Origin of the sequence: Streptomyces flaveolus (assembly GCF_044765825.1) — a bacterium.
Classification (GTDB): Bacteria; Actinomycetota; Actinomycetes; order Streptomycetales; family Streptomycetaceae; genus Streptomyces; species Streptomyces flaveolus.
In genome coordinates, this window is record NZ_JBIWKU010000006.1 from 404,509 (window position 1) to 421,938 (window position 17,430).

Annotated in this window: 18 protein-coding genes and 1 pseudogene; 9 read left to right on the forward strand and 10 right to left on the reverse strand. The window is 73.4% G+C overall.

Going from position 1 to position 17,430, the window contains the following annotated elements; all coding sequences use genetic code 11:
- The 4 genes and pseudogenes from ACIRG6_RS20885 to ACIRG6_RS20900 all read right to left on the reverse strand — a co-directional run.
- Positions 1–271, reverse strand: a pseudogene (locus ACIRG6_RS20885) (hypothetical protein); the annotation flags it as partial.
- Positions 272–412: 141 nt separating this feature from the next.
- Positions 413–1,288 carry a trehalose-phosphatase gene (gene otsB, locus ACIRG6_RS20890; protein ID WP_403323989.1) on the reverse strand — a complete coding sequence of 292 codons (876 nt, stop codon included), beginning with the start codon at positions 1,286–1,288 and terminating at the stop codon, positions 413–415.
- Between the two features lie 35 nt (positions 1,289–1,323).
- Positions 1,324–1,548 carry a DUF3263 domain-containing protein gene (locus tag ACIRG6_RS20895; RefSeq protein ID WP_318213358.1) on the reverse strand — a complete coding sequence of 75 codons (225 nt, stop codon included), beginning with the start codon at positions 1,546–1,548 and terminating at the stop codon, positions 1,324–1,326.
- A 35-nt stretch (positions 1,549–1,583) separates the two neighbouring features.
- Positions 1,584–2,849, reverse strand: coding sequence for an ABC transporter substrate-binding protein (locus ACIRG6_RS20900; protein ID WP_364674162.1), 1,266 nt, complete (start codon positions 2,847–2,849; stop codon positions 1,584–1,586).
- Between the two features lie 157 nt (positions 2,850–3,006).
- Here ACIRG6_RS20900 and ACIRG6_RS20905 point away from each other — a divergent pair, with 157 nt between their 5' ends.
- The 3 genes from ACIRG6_RS20905 (at position 3,007) to ACIRG6_RS20915 (ending at position 6,145) form a co-directional block, all read left to right on the forward strand.
- A complete protein-coding gene (locus tag ACIRG6_RS20905) occupies positions 3,007–3,924 on the forward strand; it encodes an ROK family protein (protein WP_391983883.1) in 918 nt (305 codons plus the stop codon).
- Positions 3,924–5,069 carry an N-acetylglucosamine-6-phosphate deacetylase gene (nagA, locus tag ACIRG6_RS20910; protein ID WP_350724751.1) on the forward strand — a complete coding sequence of 382 codons (1,146 nt, stop codon included), beginning with the start codon at positions 3,924–3,926 and terminating at the stop codon, positions 5,067–5,069. The genes ACIRG6_RS20905 and nagA overlap by 1 nt, the downstream gene beginning before the upstream one ends.
- 143 nt (positions 5,070–5,212) lie before the next feature.
- Complete coding sequence (locus ACIRG6_RS20915; RefSeq protein ID WP_403323993.1) at positions 5,213–6,145, forward strand: 1-phosphofructokinase family hexose kinase; 933 nt, start codon at positions 5,213–5,215, stop codon at positions 6,143–6,145.
- A 4-nt stretch (positions 6,146–6,149) separates the two neighbouring features.
- Here ACIRG6_RS20915 and ACIRG6_RS20920 read toward each other — a convergent pair whose 3' ends face one another.
- Both ACIRG6_RS20920 and cdgB read right to left on the reverse strand, forming a co-directional pair.
- Positions 6,150–7,136, reverse strand: coding sequence for a carbohydrate-binding protein (locus tag ACIRG6_RS20920; RefSeq protein ID WP_239765835.1), 987 nt, complete (start codon positions 7,134–7,136; stop codon positions 6,150–6,152).
- A gap of 119 nt (positions 7,137–7,255) precedes the next feature.
- Positions 7,256–8,917 carry a diguanylate cyclase CdgB gene (gene cdgB / locus ACIRG6_RS20925; RefSeq protein WP_351133007.1) on the reverse strand — a complete coding sequence of 554 codons (1,662 nt, stop codon included), beginning with the start codon at positions 8,915–8,917 and terminating at the stop codon, positions 7,256–7,258.
- Positions 8,918–9,244: 327 nt separating this feature from the next.
- Between cdgB and ACIRG6_RS20930 the strand changes: the two genes are divergently transcribed.
- Positions 9,245–9,844, forward strand: a complete 600-nt coding sequence (locus ACIRG6_RS20930) for a flavin reductase family protein (RefSeq protein ID WP_364674170.1) — start codon at positions 9,245–9,247, stop codon at positions 9,842–9,844.
- 48 nt (positions 9,845–9,892) lie between these two features.
- Positions 9,893–10,363 carry a GNAT family N-acetyltransferase gene (locus ACIRG6_RS20935; RefSeq protein WP_364674172.1) on the forward strand — a complete coding sequence of 157 codons (471 nt, stop codon included), beginning with the start codon at positions 9,893–9,895 and terminating at the stop codon, positions 10,361–10,363.
- 81 nt (positions 10,364–10,444) lie between these two features.
- Here the strand turns inward: ACIRG6_RS20935 and arfB are convergent, their stop codons facing one another.
- Positions 10,445–10,882: an alternative ribosome rescue aminoacyl-tRNA hydrolase ArfB gene (gene arfB / locus ACIRG6_RS20940; protein WP_350724741.1), complete on the reverse strand. Its 438-nt coding sequence runs from the start codon at positions 10,880–10,882 to the stop codon at positions 10,445–10,447.
- A gap of 157 nt (positions 10,883–11,039) precedes the next feature.
- Between arfB and ACIRG6_RS20945 the strand changes: the two genes are divergently transcribed.
- Positions 11,040–11,615: a TerD family protein gene (locus ACIRG6_RS20945; protein WP_019326664.1), complete on the forward strand. Its 576-nt coding sequence runs from the start codon at positions 11,040–11,042 to the stop codon at positions 11,613–11,615.
- 61 nt (positions 11,616–11,676) lie between these two features.
- Here ACIRG6_RS20945 and ACIRG6_RS20950 read toward each other — a convergent pair whose 3' ends face one another.
- Together ACIRG6_RS20950 and ACIRG6_RS20955 are read right to left on the reverse strand one after the other, a co-directional pair.
- Positions 11,677–12,324 (reverse strand): response regulator transcription factor, encoded by a 648-nt coding sequence (locus tag ACIRG6_RS20950; protein ID WP_365020247.1) that lies wholly within the window; start codon positions 12,322–12,324, stop codon positions 11,677–11,679.
- Positions 12,321–13,547, reverse strand: coding sequence for a sensor histidine kinase (locus ACIRG6_RS20955; RefSeq protein WP_364818078.1), 1,227 nt, complete (start codon positions 13,545–13,547; stop codon positions 12,321–12,323). The genes ACIRG6_RS20950 and ACIRG6_RS20955 overlap by 4 nt, the downstream gene beginning before the upstream one ends.
- A 254-nt stretch (positions 13,548–13,801) precedes the next feature.
- On the opposite strand from ACIRG6_RS20955, the gene ACIRG6_RS20960 reads away from it, so the two are divergent.
- Together ACIRG6_RS20960 and ACIRG6_RS20965 are read left to right on the forward strand one after the other, a co-directional pair.
- Positions 13,802–14,371, forward strand: a complete 570-nt coding sequence (locus ACIRG6_RS20960; RefSeq protein ID WP_364674182.1) for a GlcG/HbpS family heme-binding protein — start codon at positions 13,802–13,804, stop codon at positions 14,369–14,371.
- 73 nt (positions 14,372–14,444) lie between these two features.
- The gene (locus ACIRG6_RS20965) at positions 14,445–15,854 is read left to right on the forward strand and encodes a M1 family metallopeptidase (RefSeq protein ID WP_403323998.1); all 1,410 of its coding nucleotides are present in this window, start codon (positions 14,445–14,447) and stop codon (positions 15,852–15,854) included.
- A 21-nt stretch (positions 15,855–15,875) separates the two neighbouring features.
- Here ACIRG6_RS20965 and ACIRG6_RS20970 read toward each other — a convergent pair whose 3' ends face one another.
- A complete protein-coding gene (locus ACIRG6_RS20970; protein ID WP_364818072.1) occupies positions 15,876–16,823 on the reverse strand; it encodes a bifunctional GNAT family N-acetyltransferase/NUDIX hydrolase in 948 nt (315 codons plus the stop codon).
- Between the two features lie 67 nt (positions 16,824–16,890).
- Between ACIRG6_RS20970 and ACIRG6_RS20975 the strand changes: the two genes are divergently transcribed.
- On the forward strand, positions 16,891–17,391 hold the full coding sequence (locus tag ACIRG6_RS20975; protein WP_189234051.1) for a hypothetical protein: 501 nt from the start codon (positions 16,891–16,893) through the stop codon (positions 17,389–17,391).
- Positions 17,392–17,430 lie beyond the last annotated feature (39 nt).

A 17,430-nucleotide genomic window follows, 5' to 3' on the forward strand; every position in this document is an offset into this window, starting at 1 on the left:
GCGGCTCGGGACACGTGCCGGTGTCCTCGCCGATCGAGTTGATCTCCGCGTTCGGCCTCGGGTCGCCCGCGTAGTCCCGCTGGTCCGTGCACTTCTTGCCGGACCCACCGGTGGGGGCGTCCGGCCCGGCGGTGGGGGACTGGGCGACGTTCGACGTGGTGGTGGAGGGCGCGGCCTTGTCGGCGCCACCGCCGTTGTCGCAGGCGGTGAGGGCCAGGCCGGCGGCCATGACGGCGAGGGCGAGTACCGGGAACGTGCGGCGAGCGGTCATGACGTTGTCCTCCACGGGTCTGGGCCTCATCGAGCAGGCGCTCTACGTCTCCCAGGAGGGCCCGGACGCCGGGGCGGGTTGCCCCGGCGCCGGCGTCAGGACACGTCTGTGACGAGCGGGGAGCCTCGTCGTGACGTTGTCTCAGGTCAGGCGGCGGGCGAGGGCGCGCAGGAGCGCCACCACCCCGGCCGGGCCGTCCACCTCCAGGTCGGCGCGCTTCCTCAGCTCCGTCACTTCGTCGCTGCCGCTGCACACCAGGAGCCCGGGGATGCCCTCGGCGCGGAGCCGGTCCGCGGCCGCGAAGGCGGGGAGGTCGCCGAGGTCGTCACCGGCGTAGAGGACGGATCCCGCGTCCACCTCCCGGACGTACTCCCGCAGGGCGGCGCCCTTGTCCATGCCCGGCGGGCGCAGTTCCAGGACCATGCGGCCCGGTTCGACGATCAGGCCGGTGCGGGAGGCCAGCTCGGCCAGCGGCGCGCGCAGGGCCTCGAAGGCGGCCTGCGGATCGGCGGCCCGCCGTGTGTGCACCGCGACCGCCCGGCCCTTCTCCTCGATCCACACGCCCTGCCCCGCCCCGGAGGCTTCCAGCACACCCGGCAGCCCGGCCCGGACGGCGGCCACCCCCGGGTGGGGCGGCGGCGCGGTGACCGTACCGGTGGCGGCGTCCCAGCGCTCGGCGCCGTAGTGGCCGAGGACGACGAGGTGGTCCAGGCCGGGGACGTCCGCGAAACCTCCGTGGTGGACGGCGACCTCGGCCGGACGGCCGGTGATCACCGCGACGGAGGCGACCTTCGGGGCGAGGGCCGCGAGCGCGGGCACCGCGTCCGGGTGCGCGCGGGCCAGGTCGGGGTCCGGCACGATCGGGGCGAGCGTCCCGTCGAAGTCGAGCGCGATCACCGCGCGGCCCGGGCGGGCGAGGAGGGCGTCGAGCCCCTCGCGGCCGGCCTCGGTCGCGGGCGTCGGCAGGTGGTCCGCGGGGACCTGGGAGTCGGGGGTGGATTCCTTGTGGCTGCCCATACGGCGAACCTATCCCGCAGGCGCGGGAACCAACCTCAGCGCTCGCCGCGCCGCGCCTCCCGCACCCGGCGCAGCCGGTTGACCGTCACCGGGTCGAGGGCCAGGGCGCGCGGGTCGTCCAGGAGCGCGTTGAGGAGCTGGTAGTAGCGCACGGGGGCCAGGCCCAGTTCCTCACGGATCGCTCGTTCCTTCGCGCCGGGGCCCGGAAAGCCGCGGCGCTCCAGCGCGAGGATGCCGCGCTCCCTTGCTCCGAGGTCCATGTACGGCACCGTAACGCCCGCCACCGACAGCGGCGCTATTCGGCGCTGCCCGCCCGCATCGCCGTCGCCTGGATCTGGCCGAGGACCTCCGAGGGGCTGCCGCCGGGGACGACCGCCTGGCCGATGCGCTTCTTGACGTCCGCGCTGACCGAGGCCCAGGAGGTCTTGCCGACCGGGTAGAGCTCGGAGAGCAGCAGTTCGTCCAGGAAGGGCTTGAGGTCCTTGTCCTCGGCGGCCGTGCTCATCGCCTCGGACGCGGAGGTGGTGACCGGCAGCAGGTCGTACTCGCGGGAGAAGTCGAGGACGTTCTCGTCGCTGTAGACGAAGTCGAGGAAGTCGCCGATCTCCTCCTGGTGGCCGTTCTTCTTGAAGGCCGTCATCCAGTCGGTGACGCCGAGCGTGTTCCTGCTCTCGCCGTCGGCGCCGGGCGTGGGCACCATGCCGTACTTCACGCCCTTGGCGGACGCCGTCTTCATCAGCGAGGGGTGGCCGTTGAGCATGCCGACGTCGCCGTTCGCGAAGGCGGTGAAGGCGTCGGCGCGGTTGAGCTTGCCGGGGGCGACCGGGCCGGTGAGGCCCTTGCCGACCAGCTCGTCCCTGAGCCAGGTGAAGGTGGTGACGTTCTGCGGCGAGTCGATGGAGTAGGTGCCGACGTCGTCGGTGTAGCCGCCTCCTCCGCTGAGCATCCACTGCATCGTCTCGGCCTGCGCCTCCTCGGCGCCCAGCGGCAGCGCGTACGGGTACTTCACGCCGTCCGCCTCGAGCGCCTCGGCCGCCTCGGCGAGGTCGTCCCAGGTCTTGGGCGGGGTGACGCCGGCCTTGTCGAAGAGGGTCTTGTTGTAGAAGAGCACGCGGGTGGAGGCGGCGAACGGCAGGCCGTACTGGACGCCGTGGACCTGGCCGGCCGTGGCCAGCTGGGAGACGAAGTCGGCCTGGACCGGGATGGAGAGCACGTCGTCGGCCCGGTAGAGCAGGTCCTTGGCCGCGTAGTCGGCGTAGGCGCCGATCTGCGCCATGTCGGGGGCCTCGCCGGCGTCGACCATCTCGCGGACCTTGCGGTCGACGTCGTTCCAGGAATAGACGGTGACGTCCACGTGCACGTCGGGGTGCTTGGCCTCGAAGGACTTGGCCAGCTCGTTCCAGTATTCCTGGGAGCTGTTGTCCTTGCTGTCGCCGTAGTCGGCGGCGACCAGTTTCAGCGTCACCTCGTCGGAGCCGCCGGTGAGCCCGCAGCCGCCGAGGACCGCCGTCAGCCCCAGGGCGGACACCGCCGCGATCGTTCCAGTCCTGCGCCGCTGCACTGTTCCTGCCCCGCCCCTGCTGTGTGTCGATCGGTTCGATCGTCCGCTTACCGGACTAAGGTCTACACCACGTGAGTGGACTAGACCTCTCCCGGGTGTACGGGCCACACTGTCCCCCGTGAAACATGTCATCGCCCTCGATGTGGGCGGCACCGGGATGAAGGCCGCCCTGGCGGGGCCGGGGGGCGAGCTGCTGCACCAGGCCCGCCGCGCCACCGGACGCGACCGCGGGCCCGAGGCCGTCGTCGCGGGCATCCTGGACTTCGCCGCCGAACTGCGCGCCCTGGGCGCCGACCGGTTCGGCGAGGGCGCCGTCGCCGCCGGTGTCGCCGTCCCCGGCATCATCGACGAGGAGCACGGCACCGCCGTGTACGCCGCCAACCTCGGCTGGCGCGACGTCCCGCTGCGCGCGCTGCTCAGCGAACGGCTCGGCGGCATCCCGGTCGCCCTCGGCCACGACGTGCGCACCGGCGGGCTCGCCGAGGGCCGCATCGGGGCCGGGCGGGGCGCCGACCGGTTCCTGTTCGTGCCGCTGGGCACCGGCATCGCGGGCGCCATCGGCATCGACGGCCGGGTGGAAGCGGGCGCCCACGGCTTCGCGGGCGAGATCGGCCACGTCGTCGTGCGCCCCGGCGGCACGCCGTGCCCGTGCGGGCAGCGCGGCTGCCTGGAACGGTTCGCGTCCGCGTCGGCCGTCAGCCAGGCCTGGGCCGAGGCCTGCGGCGACCCGGAGGCGGACGCCGCCGACTGCGCCAAGGCCGTCGAGTCGGGCGACGCCCGCGCCGCCCGCGTGTGGCAGGACGCCGTGGACGCGCTCGCCGACGGGCTCGTCACCGCGCTCACTCTGCTGGACCCGCGCGTCCTGATCATCGGTGGCGGCCTCGCGGAGGCCGGGGAAACCTTGTTCACACCACTGCGGGACGCCGTCCGGCGGCGCGTCACCTTCCAGAAGCTGCCGGAACTCGTTCCCGCGGCCCTGGGGGACACCGCCGGCTGCCTCGGTGCCGGGCTCATGGCCTGGGACCTGCTCGACACCACTCCCACGACCGCGACTCCCCCGGAGGTAACCACCTGATGGCCCCAAGCAAGGTTCTCGCCGGTGCCCGGGTGGTACTGCCCACCGGCACCGTGGACGACGGCCGCGTGATCGTCGACGGCACGCGGCTCGCGGACACGGCGCCCCCGGACGCGGAGACCGTCGACCTCACCGGTCACTGGGTGGTCCCCGGCTTCGTCGACCTCCACAACCACGGCGGGGGCGGCGCCTCCTTCGCCGGCGGCACCGCCGAGGAGATCCTCCGAGGCGTCCACACCCACCGCCTGCACGGCACCACCACGGTGGTCGCCTCCGCCGTCACCGGCGACCTGGACTTCCTCGCCCGGCACGCCGGGGTGCTCGCCGAGCTGGCCCAGCAGGGCGACATCGCCGGCATCCACTTCGAGGGGCCGTTCATCTCCCCGTGCCGCAAGGGCGCGCACGACGAGGAGCTGCTGCGCGACCCCGACCCGGCCGAGGTCCGCAAGCTGATCGACGCGGCGCACGGCCACGCGAAGATGATGACGCTGGCCACCGAGCTGCCGGGCGGCCTGGACTCCGTGCGGCTGCTCACCGAGCACGGCGTGATCGCGGCCGTCGGGCACACCGACGCGACCTACGAGCAGACGCTCCAGGCCATCGACGCGGGCGCGACCGTCGCCACGCACCTGTTCAACGCCATGCCGCCGCTCGGCCACCGCTCCCCCGGCCCGATCACGGCGCTGCTCGAGGACGAGCGGATCACCGTCGAGCTGATCAACGACGGCACCCATCTGCACCCGGCCGCGCTCCAGCTGGCCTTCCACCACGCGGGCGCGTCCCGGGTCGCCTTCATCACCGACGCGATGGACGCCGCCGGCTTCGGCGACGGCCGCTACATGCTCGGCCCGATGGAGGTCGAGGTCGCCGACGGCGTGGCCCGGCTGGTGGAGGGCGGCTCGATCGCCGGCTCCACGCTCACCCTGGACCGCGCCTTCAAGCGGGCGGTGACGGTGGACGGGCTGCCCGTCGAGGACGTCGTCGCCGCGATCTCCGCCAACCCGGCCCGGCTGCTCGGCCTCGCGGACCGGGTCGGCTCGCTGGAGCCCGGCAAGGACGCCGACCTGGTGGTCCTCGACGCCGGGTTCGACGTGGTGGGCGTGATGCGCCGGGGCGAATGGGTGGTCGGTCCGCAACTGGGCTGATCCGTCCCGAGTCCGCCTCCGGACCGGCCGACGGTGGCCGGTCCTGGGGCTGGGCCGACGGCCGTCCGTTTGGCATGATCGTGACTCCGGAAACGTCTTCGGAACACATGGCGGACACAGACCATCGGGGGAGGTCGGCACGGGTGATTCTCACGGTCACGCTGAACACCGCTCTCGACATCACGTACCGCGTCCGGTCCCTGCGGCCCCACAGCTCCCACCGGGTCACCGACGTGACCGAACGCCCGGGCGGCAAGGGGCTGAACGTGGCCCGGGTGCTCGCGGCCCTCGGGCACGAGGTGACGGTGACCGGCTTCGCGGGCGGCCTCACCGGACGCGTCGTGCGGGAAGGGCTGACCGGCGTCCACGGGGTGGCCGACGCGCTCGTGCCGGTCGCCGGAACGACCCGGCGCACCATCGCCGTCGTCGACCAGCGCACCGGCGACACCACCCAGCTCAACGAGCCGGGCCCGGCCGTCGCCCCCGCCGAGTGGAACGCCTTCCAGGAGGCCTACGCGGACCTGCTCGCCGGCGCCTCGGCGGTCGCCCTGTGCGGCAGCCTGCCGCCGGGTGTGCCGGTGGGCGCCTACGCCGGGCTGGTGCGCACCGCGCGCGCGGCGGGCGTGCCGGTGCTGCTGGACACCAGCGGGGAGCCGCTGCGCCGGGGCGTCGCCGCCCGCCCGGACATGATCAAGCCGAACGCCGACGAACTGGCCGAGCTGACCGGCTCGCACGAGCCGCTGCGGGCCGGACAGGCGGCCCGGCGGCGCGGCGCCGGGTCCGTGGTGGCCTCCCTGGGCGCCGAGGGCCTGCTCGCGGTGACCCCCGAGGGCCACTGGCGGGCGGCACCGCCCGCGCATGTCCGCGGCAATCCGACCGGCGCGGGCGACTCCGCGGTCGCCGGCCTGCTGTCGGGCCTGGTGGAGCACCTGCCCTGGCCGGACCGCCTGGCCCGCGCGGTCGCCCTGTCCGCGGCGACGGTACTGGCGCCGGTGGCGGGCGAGTTCGACCGGGCGACGTACGAGGAGCTGCTGGGCCGGGGGGTCGCGGTGACGGCGGAGGCCGGCGCCGCGTGACCCGCTAGTCCTTGACGTTGCCCTTCTTCAGGGAGAGCTGGTCCAGCAGGACGTTGCACTTGTCGCCGTCGCCGCAGGACAGCGAGATCGTGTTGGTGCCCTTGTTCAGCGTGGGCCAGGCATAGGTCTTGGTCCAGCCCTTGGCGAAGTCGCCGTCCGCCGCGCGCGCGAAGTTGCTCAGGTTCATCTTGCTGCCGAACGGCTTGCCGTTGACGGTGAGCGTCATCGACTGGTCCTCGCCGGCCGCGCTGTAGCGGGCGAAGAGGGTGTAGGCGCCGTCCTCGGGGATGCCGTTGACGGTCCAGGTGACCGAGGCGCCGGGCTGGTTGAGGTTGGTCACGTAGGCGCCGCCGTCCGACTCGGCGCCCTCGATGTCCGAGGCCGTCGCCACGCCGGGCGACAGCTGCAGCTGGCCCGCCTGGGCCGACGGCAGCTTCACCTCGTCGTCGGCGCTGCTGCTCGCCGACGGGGTCGGGTCGGTGCTCTGGGACTGGGTCGGGGCGGTGTCGCCCCCCGCCTCGTTGCCGCCCTTGTCGTCGTCCGCGCCGCTACTGGTCATGGCCACGGCGATGCCGATGACGACCGCGGCGACCACCGCGACCGCGCCGATCAGCAGGCCCTTGGTGTTGGGGCCGCGGCGTCCGCCGCCACCGCCGCCGCGGGACGGCTGCTGCGGGGCGGTGGGGGCACCGCCGCCGGGGATCGTCTCCGGCGCGGCGTAGTGCGCGTTCGGCCGGCCGTAGGCGCCCTGCTGCGGACCGTAGGCGCCCTGCTGCTGCGGGGCCGCCTGGCCGTACGCGGCGGTCGGGGCGGCCTGGCCCTGCGGTGCCCCGTACTGCCGTGTGCCGACGGGACGCACCCGGTTGACGGAGTTCGGGTAGCCGTAGCCGCCTGACGGCGGCTGGGCTCCGTTGGCCTGCCCGTCGGCGTACAGGTAGCCGAACGGGTCGTCGTCCTCGGGCGTGCTCGCGCCGTTGTTGCCGGGCGTCATCCCTAGGTCTCCTAACCAGGTGCGGTGCGTTTGCGGTTCAGGTGGTGAGAGGGCGAGCCTACCCGCTCCGACTGACCCGAACGGGTGACTCCGACCGCATCAGTACGCTGACCTGGGGATCATCCCGCACGGCGGTGCTGTTTGGGACGAGATCGTTTCTCTACGTACATCCGTTCGTCAGCGGACTTGAGGACTTCGTCCGCCGTCATGCCGCAGTGGGCCCATCCGATGCCGAAGCTGGCGCCGACGCGGACGGCCCGTCCCTCGGCCCGGATCGGCTGGATGATCTCGTTGCGCAGCCGTACGGCGAGGTCCTCGGCGTCGGCCCGGCCGAGTCCGTCGGCGAGGATGACGAACTCGTCACCGCCGAGCCGGGCCACCGTGTCGCCGTCCCGCACCCCGCCGCCGAGCCGGCGGGCGACCTCGATGAGGACGGCGTCGCCCGCGTTGTGCCCGAACCGGTCGTTGATCGACTTGAAGCCGTCCAGGTCGCAGAAGAGGACCGCGAGCCCCTTGGTGCCGTCGTCCCGGCCGTCGCCGGGGGCGACGGTGTGGACGTGGTGGTCGTAGACCCCGTAGGGATCGGCGCCGGAGCGGAAGTCGAAGGTGTGTCCCCCGGAGTCGGTCACGGGGTGCCCGTAGGCCGCGTCCATCGCGTCGGCCACCGCCGCGTGCGGGGACTGCGGGCGCCGGCACAGCCGGGCGGCGAGCCGGGCGCGCAGCTCGGCGGAGTTCGGCAGGCCGGTGAGGGAGTCGTGGGAGGCGCGGTGGGCGAGCTGGAGCTCGCGGCGCTTGCGCTCCTCTATGTCCTCGACGTGGGTGAGCAGGAAGCGGGGCCCGTCGGCGGCATCGGCGACGACGCTGTTGCGCAGGGAGACCCAGACGTACGTGCCGTCGCGCCGGCCCAGGCGCAGCTCGGCCCGGCCGCCCTCGGCGGAGGTGCGCAGCAGGGTGCCGATGTCCTCCGGGTGGACGAGGTCGGAGAAGGCGTAGCGGCGCATCGCGGAGGCGGGGCGGCCCAGCAGCCGGCACAGGGCGTCGTTGGTGCGCAGGATGCGGCCGTGCTGGTCGCCGCCCATCTCGGCGATGGCCATGCCGGAGGGGGCGTACTCGAAGGCCTGCCGGAAGCTCTCCTCGCTCGCCCTGAGGGCCTGCTGGTCGCGTTCGAGGCGGACCAGGGCGCGCTGCATGTTGGAGCGGAGGCGGGCGTTGCTGATGGCGATGGCGGCCTGGAAGGCGTACATCTGCAGGGCCTCGCGGCCCCAGGCGCCGGGCCGGCGGCCGTTGCGCGGGCGGTCCACGGACAGGACGCCGATCAGTTCGCCGCTGGTGTCGCCGCGTCGCGGGCCGGGCGCGTACATGGGGGCGAAGAGGCGGTCCGAGGGGTGCCACTCGTCCTCGAAGCGGGGCGCGGGCCCGTCGGTGTACCACTGCGGGACGTCGTCGTCGTCGAGGATCCAGCCCTCGGTGTGGGGTATGAAGATCAGGTCGCCCCACTGCTCGCCCATGCTCAGGCGGCGCTCCCAGGACTCGCGGGAGCCGGCCCGGCCGGTGATCAGGGCCTCGGCGGCCTGGTTGCCGGAGAAGGCCGCGACGACGAGGTCGCCGTCGGGGCGGACCAGGTTGACGCACGCCAGCTCGTACCCGAGGGCCTGGACGACGCCGTCGGCGACGGTCTGCAGGGTGTCCGCCAGGCTGCGGGCCGTGTTCATGTCGGCCATGACCTGGTGCAGTTGCCGCAGGGACGCAAGGCGGACGTAGGGCTCCGACTCGGTCTCCATGCTCGCCCTCCCCCCGAGACCTCGCAGCGAATCAAGGGTTCTCTTCGGCGTATCGTCCTTACCAGCTTCCGCCACTGAATCACAGCGCGCTGCCCACTCGGTACACAGGGTCAACAATTACTTCCTCTTGTGACTCAAGTCACAGCCAAAGATGAACAATTGAGTGGTGATTCTGCGTTTTCCGCGTGTGTTTACCGAACGCAAAATTTGTAGGTATGCGCACGACTCCTCCCGGACGCCTCCTCCCGGGGTCCTAGGCCGGTCCTAGGTCCCGGTTCGGACCGGGGTCCGATGCCGGGCCGGCGGGCCGCCGATTAGCGTGGCGGGGTGCCGAACACTCCCTCCCTCGCGTCCCCCGCACCCTCCGCGTTCTCGGTGCCGTCGCCGGCCTCCGGGCATGCTGAAGGGGTGAGCAACGACGAATTCCGTGCCGCCATGTCCCGGCTGGCCTCGGGCGTGGTCCTGGTGACCGCCCAGGAGCCGCCGCTCGACCCCGACGATCCGGGGGCGCCGCGCGGCGAGGACGTCGGGATGACGGCCACGGCGTTCATGTCGGTGTCCCTGGACCCGCCGCTGGTCCTGGTCAGCCTGCGGGAGGGCTCCCGGATGGACGACCTGCTCGACGAGCAGCCGCTGTGGGCGGTCTCCGTCCTGTCCGAGAGCCAGCGGCACATCGCGGGGCGCTTCGCGATGAAGGGGCGGGTCAGCGACCGGCTCCTCTTCGAGGACATCCCGTACGTGCGGGGCGAGGTGTCCGGGTCCCCGCTGGTGGGCGGCGCCCTGGCGACCCTGGAGTGCCGCACCGAGCAGCGCATACCGGCCGGGGACCACACCCTGGTGATCGGCCGCGTCCTGACCGCCGCCCTGCCGAGCGCGGACGGGGGGCCGCTGACGTACTTCCGGGGGCGGTACCGGCACTTGGACTGAGCGCTAAATTCGCTCGTCCGGCGTGCGGGCGCCTCCTAGGGTGCCCGCATGACGACCAGCACCACGCTCCGCCTGGAGCGGATCACCCCCGCGAACATCGAGGCCGCCCTCGCGATACGCGTACGCCCCGAGCAGGAGTTCGCCGTCTCCCCGGTGGTGAAGTCGCTCGCCGAGGCCTACGTCCGCCCCGAAAAGGCCTGGCCGCGCCTCATCCTCGACGGCGACCGTCCCGTCGGCTTCGTCATGGGCTTCTTCGGCATCGACTGGTACGACGACGGCAGCGCGCTGCGCTCCGGCCTGTGGCGCCTGAACATCGCCGCCGAGGAGCAGGGCCGGGGCTACGGCCGCTTCGCGGTGGAGTCGGTGGCCGCCGAGATCCGGCGCCGCGGCGGCAACGAGTGCTTCGTCACCTGGCACCCCGGCGAGAACGGCCCCGAGAACTTCTACCTGGGCCTCGGCTTCCGCCCGAACGGGGAGAAGGCCGAGGAGGAGACGGTGGGCGTGCTGGCGCTGACCTGAACGCGCCCCGAAGGGGCGCGGGGAACTGCGCGCTCAGCCACGACGAACCCGCAGGCACACTCGACAGTCACCCCCGCCCCCTCACCCCCAGTCCCGCGCGGAGCGCCCCCGCTTGGTCTCCGACCGCTGCTTCTTCTCCCGCAGCCGCCGCTCGTTGATGCCGCGCGGGATGCGGGTGGGCCTGCGGGTCTTGGGCGGCGGCGCGGTCGCCTCCGCGAGCAGCGCCGCGAGGCGCACGGCGGCGGCCTCGCGGTTGCGCCACTGGGAGCGATGCTCGGAGGCGCGCACGGTGACGACCCCGTCGGTCAGCCGACCGGCCAGCCGCTCCAGCGCCCGCCGCTTCCACACCTCGGGCAGCGCCTCGGTGCGCGCCAGGTCGAAGCGGAGCTCCACGGCCGTGTCCGTGGTGTTGACGTGCTGCCCGCCCGGCCCCGAGGAGCGCGAGAAACGCCAGACGAGCTCGGACTCGGGAAGCGAGACGGAGCCGCGGATGACATGGGGACCGGACATGCCGTCCATGTTCCCGTCCCGGGGCGGCCCACGTCACCCGAATATCCTCGGCCCCGGACTCGGTAAAGAAAGTAAAGAGACCTGGAACCTTGCGTACCCCTCTCGCGTTCATGGGGGTAGCTGTAGCTTTCTTGCCGTACGTACACGAGGGAAGGGACTCCCAACAATGGCTGTAAGCCTGTCCAAGGGTGGCAACGTCTCGCTCACCAAGGAGGCTCCGGGCCTGACCGAAGTCACCGTGGGCCTCGGCTGGGACGTCCGTACCACCACCGGCACCGACTTCGACCTCGACGCCTCGGCGATCGCGGTCAACACGCAGGGCAAGGTCTACTCCGACGCCCACTTCGTGTTCTTCAACAACAAGCAGACCCCGGACAACACGATCGTCCACACCGGCGACAACCGCACCGGCGAGGGCGCCGGCGACGACGAGGCGATCAACGTCAACCTGGCCGCCCTGCCGGCCGACATCGACAAGATCGTCTTCCCGGTCTCGATCTACGACGCCGAGAACCGCTCGCAGAACTTCGGCCAGGTGCGCAACGCCTACATCCGCATCGTCAACCAGGCCGGCGGCGCCGAGATCGCCCGCTACGACCTGTCCGAGGACGCCGCCACGGAGACCGCGATGGTCTTCGGCGAGCTGTACCGCAACGGCGCCGAGTGGAAGTTCCGCGCCGTCGGCCAGGGCTACGCCTCGGGCCTGGTGGGCATCGCCCAGGACTTCGGCGTGAACGTCTGACGTCCGTCTGCCCGTTGGCAGTTCGCAGGCCCCCCGGCCCGGTGCCGGGGGGCCTGCGGCGTCAGGGCAGCAGGCGCTGTTCCTTCGCCACCGAGACCGCGCCCGCGCGGGTGTCGACGCCCAGCTTGTCGTAGATGCGGCGCAGATGGGTCTTCACGGTGGCCTCGCTGATGAACAGGGCCCGGGCGATCTCCCGGTTGCCGAGACCGGTGGCGAGCTGCGCCAGGATGTCGCGTTCACGGCCGGTGAGGGAGGGGCGCGGGCTGCGCATGTTGGCCATGACCCGGCTGGCGACCGGCCCGGACAGCGCCGTACGGCCCCGCGCGGCGGCGTGGATCGCGGCGAACAGCTCCTCGGGGCGCTCGGCCTTGAGCAGGTAGCCGGTCGCGCCGGCCTCGATGGCGCGGGTGATGTCGGCGTCGGTGTCGTACGTGGTGAGCACCAGGACGTGCGGGGGCGGGCCGCCGGTGGCGGTGAGGCGGCGCGTGGTCTCCACCCCGTCGATGCCCTCGCCGAGCTGAAGGTCCATCAGCACCACGTCGGGTGCCAGCCGAGCGGCGAGGGCGAGCGCCTCCTCCCCGGTGCCGGCCTCGCCGACCACCTCGATGCCGGGGGCGCTGTCGAGCAGGGCCAGCAGTCCGGCGCGGACGACGACGTGGTCGTCGCAGACGAGGATGCGCACGGGGTCCGGGGCGGCCGGTTCGGTCATCGGGGTGCCTCCAGCGGGTCGGCCGGGTCGGTCCGGGGCGGGTCCAGGGGGACGGCGGCGGACACGACGGTGCCCTCGCCGGGGGCGGACTCGACGGTCAGGGTGCCACCGAGCCCGCGCAGCCGGGCACGCATGGCGGGCAGTCCGTGTCCGCGCACCCCGGACGGGGCGCCGGGCAGCGCCGCCGGGTCGAAACCGTGGCCGTCGTCGGTGACGTCCAGGACGGCCTGGTCCTCCAGGAGGGTCAGGGTGAGCGCCGCGGTGGAGGCGCCGGCGTGCTCCCGGACGTTGGCGAGGGCGCCCTGGGCGATCCTCAGCAGGGCCGACTGGACGCGATCGGGCAGCAGCGGGGCCCGGCCGCCGTCGTCCACGTGGACCCGCACGGTGAGGTGGTCGCCGGACTCCCGCTCGGCCAGGGCGCCGAGCGCCGCCACCAGGCCGCCGCCGCGGGCGAGGTCGGCCGGGGCGAGGTCGTGCACGAAACGGCGGGCCTCGGCGAGATTGTGCTCGGCGACGGACGCGGCGCCCCGGACGTGGGTGCGGGCCTTGCCCGGGTCGGACTCCCAGACCCGCTCGGCGGCCTGGAGCAGCATCCGCTGGCTGGACAGGCCCTGGGCGAGGGTGTCGTGGATCTCCATGGACAGCCGCTGGCGTTCGGCGAGGGTGCCCTCGCGGCGTTCGGCGGCGGCGAGTTCGCGGCGGGTGCGGATCAGGTCGTCGATCAGGGCGCGCTGCCGGGCCGCCTGCCGTTCGGTGTGCAGGAACACGGCCGTGGCGATGGCGGCGACGGCCGGCGGGGCGAGCAGCAGGTTCGGGTCGAAGCGCCCGGCGAGCCGGAGCTGCGCGGCGACGACGAACACCGTCAGGACGGTCACCAGCACGAGCGCCGCCCGGGCCGGCAGGGTCCGCAGGCCGGTGTAGAAGAGGGGCACCGCGCACCAGGAGAAGCTGGGGGCGAGGACGACGAGCACCATCCACACCGCGACCACCGCACCGAGCCAGGCCAGGCTCCGCCGCGTGGGCCGTGCCCCGGCGCCGCTGAGCACGGGCCCGAGCAGGTGCAGCGCGGCGAGCGCGAGGGACAGGGCGATGATCCAGGGGGTGCGGGGCTCGCCGGGGTGACGCAGCAGGAAGCGGGCGAGGGCGCCGCCGAGCAGCAGGAAGAACGCCACGTGCAGGACGGCACCGAGCCACCGGGTGTCCGGGTCGTAGGGCTTCGGCATCCGCGCACGCCTCCTTTCCACCGTGGTGTCCTTCCACGCTGAGCTGTGCGTTCACTCCCATGGTGACCTGCCCGGACGGTGGAGGGGTCAGCCGATCGGACGACCCCGCCGTCGCCCGTTCCGTCGCGGGGGAGCAGCCGGAACGGCGACCGCACACCCCGGGTGCGGAGCCGAGGGTGGAGAGCAGAAGGACGGAAGCGGCCCGCAGGGGCCTCGACGCGGACCGTCCGCCCCGACCCCGAGGAGCATCCACCATGAAGAAGTCCCTTTCCCGGCGCGCCCGTATCGCCACCGGCGGCGCCGTCCTCGCCGCCGTCGCCGCGGGCACCTTCGGCACGGTGGCGGCCAACGCCTCGGCGCCGGAGGCCGCCCCGGACGCCGCGGTGGCCGCCGCCCCCGCCGCCGCGGCCGGCAAGCGCGACACCACCACCTCCACGCACCTGACGATCGGCGCCGCCACCGAGGCCGCCCAGGCCGCGCTGAAGGCCGCCGCGAAGGACGGCCAGCGCGTCACGGTCGCCGTCGTCGACCGCAACGGCAACACGATCCTCACCATGCGCGGAGACGGCGCGGGCCCGCAGTCGTACGAGTCGGCCGTGAAGAAGGCGTACACCGCCGTCTCCTGGAACGCCACGACCACCGAGCTGGAGGGCCGCCTGGAGAACGCCCCCAACCTGAAGGACATCCCGGGCACGCTGTTCCTGGGCGGTGGCGTCCCGGTCACCGCCGGCAAGGCGCCGATCGCCGGTATCGGCGTCGCGGGTGCCCCGTCCGGCGCCCTGGACGAGAAGTTCGCGCAGGCGGGCGCGGAGGCGCTGGGCTAGGCCCTGCCGACCGACGGGCGCACAGGCCGGATCCGGCGGGCGTTTCACGTGAAACGCCCCCTAGGATCACGGCGTGCGCCTCATCCGTCTGCTCGTAGCCGCCGCCACCGTCACCGCCCTCGCGGCGTGCAGCAGTGGTGGCGGCGGTGGTGTCGACGGCACCCCCGGCGGTTCGGGCGTGCGCGACCCGTACTTCCCGAAGGCGGGCAACGGCGGCTACGACGTCGGCCACTACGACCTGGTTCTGGACTACGACCCGGGCACCGGGCGTCTCACCGGCACGGCGACGATCACGGCACGTGCCACCCAGGACCTGTCCGCCTTCAACCTGGACCTCAAGGGCCTGGACGTCGAGAAGGTCACCGTGGAGGGCCGGGAAGCCCGCTTCAACCGGGCCGGGCAGGAGCTGACCGTCCGCCCGCCGGACGAGCTGGACGACGGGGAGACGTTCCGGGTGCGGGTCCGCTACTCCGGCGAACCCGAGACCGTGACCGACCCGGACGACTCCGAGGAGGGCTGGCTGCCCACCGACGACGGCGCGGTCGGACTCGGCGAGCCGACCGGCTCGATGGCCTGGTTCCCCGGCAACCACCACCCCTCCGACAAGGCGACGTACGACCTCGCGGTCACCGTCCCCGAGGGCTACGGGGTCGTCTCCAACGGGCAGCCGGCCGGCGAGACGACCAAGGCCGGCCGTACGACGTACCGCTGGCACACCGCCGAGCCGATGGCGAGCTACGTCGCCACGGTCGCCGTCGGCGACTGGCGGATCAGCCGCTCGGTCACCGACGACGGCCTGCCGGTGTACACGGCCGTCGACCCGGAGCAGGCCGACGCGAGCCGGACGGTCCTCGCACAGATCCCCGCGATCATGAAGTGGGAGCGGGACGTCTTCGGCCCCTACCCCTTCTCCTCCACCGGCGCGATCGTCGACCGCCCGGACGACGCCGGCTACGCCCTGGAGACCCAGACCCGGCCCTACTTCCCCGGCGCCCCCGACACCGAGACCCTCGTCCACGAGCTGGCCCACCAGTGGTACGGCGACTCCGTCACGCCGAAGACCTGGCGCGACATGTGGCTCAACGAGGGCTTCGCCACCTACGCGGAGTGGCTGTGGACGGAGGACCACGGCGGCGACACCGCCCAGGAGACCTTCGACGCGCTCTACGACGGCGACTACTTCGACGACGAGGCGGCGAACCAGGCCGTCTGGGCGTTCCCGCCCGGCAAGCCGTCCGATGCCGCCCACATCTCCGACAGCCCGGTCTACCAGCGCGGCGCGATGGTGCTGCACCGCATCCGGCAGACGGTCGGCGACGACGCCTTCCGCGCCCTGCTGCGCGACTGGGCAGCCGCCCACCGCCACGGCAACGCGGACACCGACGACTTCACGGCGTTCGTGGAGAAGTCGGCCCCCGGGAAGGACTTCACGGAGATCTGGGACGACTGGCTGTACGGGGGCGGGAAGCCGGAGCGCCCGTGAGACGGGGCGCCGGCCGCCGCCTCACTCCTCGAACGCGTCGAGCAGCCGGGGCAGGTCCGGCGGCCACAGGGCCTCGGACGCCTCGGCGAGTTCCGCGCGGCTCCACCAGCGCCAGGTGAGGATGCCGTCCGCGGCGTGCGCGGCGGCGAGGTGCGGGCCGGTGGGCTCGCGCCGGGGGCCGTGGGCGACGTAGATGTGCTCGTGCTGGCGGACCGGGCCCACGCTCAGGTGGGTGAAGTCGTGTTCCCAGGTGCACAGCAGCGGACCGGGCTCAAGGTCCGTCCAGCCGGTCTCCTCGCGCAGTTCGCGCAGGGCGCCCTCGCGGGGGCTCTCGTCCTCGTCCAGGCCGCCGCCGGGCATCGCCCAGTGCACGCCGACCTCGACGTTGTCGTACCGCAGGAGGAAGACCGCGCCGTCGGGGTCGAGCACGGCGACGCGGGCCGCGCGGCGCGGGATGCGCAGCGGCTTGCGCAGCACCGTGCAGGGGCGGGCGGCTCGCAGGTCCCGGCGGTGACCGACGGTCTCGTAGCCGAGGGCGGCCCAGAAGGCGAGGGCGTCGCTGTTGCCGTCGAGGACGGCGAGCCGCAGACCGGCGTGGCCCGCGGCCCGGAAGCGGTCCTCGACCAGGGACGCGAGCCGCCTGCCGTGACCCTTCCGGCCCCGCTGCGCGTCCACCATCAGCAGGCCGATCCACGGGTCGGGATCGGCCGGGTCGGGATGCCGGGCGAGGGTGACCGCGATCCCGACCAGCCGGCCCGCGTCCCGGGCGAGCAGAACCTCCGCGCCCGGCCGCGCCAACTCGTCGGCCAGCGCCGCCGCCACCTGTTCCGGACGGATGTCGTCGGGGTCCGGGAAGTCGCCGCTGAGGGCGTGGAAGGCGCGGTGGGACGCGTAGAGGGCGGTCAGCTCGGTGAGGAGCGGGCCCGGGATGTCGTGGTCGGGAGCGAGCGTGAGCGGGGTGATGATCACGCGGGGCAACCTACCCCGCCCCGGTCCTGCGGTGGCCCGGAAGCGGGGGCATGACACCATCACCTGCGTGCTCGACATCGGCTACGCCCTCTCCACCCGTTTCCCCGACCCGCCGCAGACCGACTACCGCCGCGCGGACGTCCACGCCCTGCGGCACGACCTGTTCTGCGGGGACGTGTACCTCGCCGACACCAAGGAGGACCGGGAGATCTCCACGGCCTGGGGATGGGTGCCGGTGCTGGACTTCGCGTGGGCGCTGTGCGACATCGTGGAGCAGGTCGACCGGGACCCGGCGGGCTCCCGGGCCGCCCGGCCGCAGCACGCCGAGCTGGACTTCACCGAGTCCACCGACCGTCTGCTGTTCGAGCGCCGCTTCGGCTGGGTCGACATCGAGGCCGAGTGGCTGCCGGCGAGCGAACCGCCGCTGTCCTTCTCGCACACCGCCCTGCGCCGGGAGGCCCGGGACTTCCTCCACGACCTGATCGCGGACCTCACGGACATGCACGAGACCCTGGCGGAGAACCCGGCGATCTGGACCCTCCAGGCCCGCTTCCCCCGCGTCTCCTGACCGCGCCCGACCCGCTCGGCCGGGCCCTGGGCGCGCCCC